1 pseudogene is annotated in these 1509 nt (G+C 65.7%); it reads right to left on the bottom strand.

From position 1 onward, the window contains the following. A pseudogene (locus tag L9Z73_RS30315) lies at nucleotides 1-1386 on the bottom strand (hemagglutinin); the annotation flags it as partial. Nucleotides 1387-1509: the final 123 nt, after the last annotated feature.

Raw genomic sequence — 1509 nt, 5'->3', positions numbered from 1 at the left:
AGTGCCGGCCGCCACCGTCAGGCCTTTGATCGGCACGTCGTAGTTCAAGGTGGCCCCCGCCGGGAACGCGGTGCCGTCGGCCAGGGTCACGCCGTTACCCGGCACCACCACCGCGCCGCCGGTAAAGTCGATTCCGGGCAGCAACACCCAGCCCTTGTCGTCCACCGTTTCCGGCGGTGGGGCAAAACCATCGTTGATGCTGCCGTATATGTTCAGGTCGCCACCGGCGCGCAGGGTCAGGCTGCCGGACTCGCCGGAGCCGTACACCGAGGTTTTCTGGCTGTTGGGGTTGAGGCTGGCGTAGCGGTAGCCGGACAGGTCCAGATCGCCCTGCACCACCAGATCGCCGTCCGGTGTACGGCTGACGATTTCCACACCCGGACGCAAATGGAAGGCATTGGCGTAGGTCGCAGTGTTGAGCCCCGCCAGTTTGCCCTGCAACAAATCCTGGTTGAGCAGTGCCGCGTTGATAAACGCGGTGCTCAGCGCATGCTTGCCATCCAGGTAGGCCTGGTCGATCTGCTGGTAAGGCCGCCCGCTGGCGGTAGGGTCGTTGACCAACGGCGCATCGTCATAGGTGGCCATGCCGTTGAGGGTGATCGACCGCGCGCCCTGGATGGCCAGGCGGCCACGGGCGTCAATGTTGATATCGTTGCTGCTGCCATCGGTGTTGACCAGGCGCGGTGCATTAAGCTCCAGCGTGCCGCGATTGCGCCCGTCGTTGCTGGACGAGCCATTGGTGCCGTGGCGCAGGTCAATGCGCATGCCGTCGGCGAGGGTCAACTGGCCGTCGCCGGAGCCGAGGACCACCATGGCGCGGTTGGGTGAGTCGATGATCTTGCCATAGCTGTCCACCCGCAACCGGCCGCCGTGGGCGTCCAGCATGGCGCTGCCGTCCAGGCTCAGGCCATGCTTGCCCGCCAGGTTGATACTGCCGACGCGCTCACCGCTGGCATCCACCAGGCCGGTGACGCGCAGGCTGCCGTTGTCCACCGAGACGCTGACGGTGCTGGCCTTGACGCCGTTGCCGATGGTCAAGTCGCCTTGCTTGAGCTGGAAGCTGCGCGCACCGAAGACTTGGCCCGCATTGAGGCGCTGGTTCAAATCCGCGAACTGCTGGTCCAGCGAACCGCTGCTGCCCAGGCGCTGGGCCTGGATTTCCAAGGTACCGGCCTGGTACGGCATCAAGGTGCCGCCCGCGTCGTAGTCGCCGCTGCTGCCGCCGAGGATCTTGCCTTGCATGTCGACAATGCCGCCCGCCGCATCCACTGCAACGGCACGCAGTTTGCCGGCCTGGTTGTTCTTGGCCGACAGGTCGATCGTCGAGCCTGCCGCCTGGTAGATGTTGCCATTGCGACTGTCGAGCAGCACATCGCCACCCCAGCCATCCATGGGCGACCGCGTGAACCCGAAGGCATACGGCAACCGGGTTGCTGAGGCGGTCATCCAGCACATGGCCCCGGAGCTTCGAGCGCTCAGGGCCAAGGCGGTGGAGGCGGAGGGGGCAAA

This window comes from Pseudomonas emilianonis (assembly GCF_023072625.1).
Lineage (GTDB): Bacteria > Pseudomonadota > Gammaproteobacteria > Pseudomonadales > Pseudomonadaceae > Aquipseudomonas > Aquipseudomonas paraveronii.
Note: the sequence above shows the minus strand (reverse complement) of the source record. Positions and strands in the feature narration are given on the sequence as shown.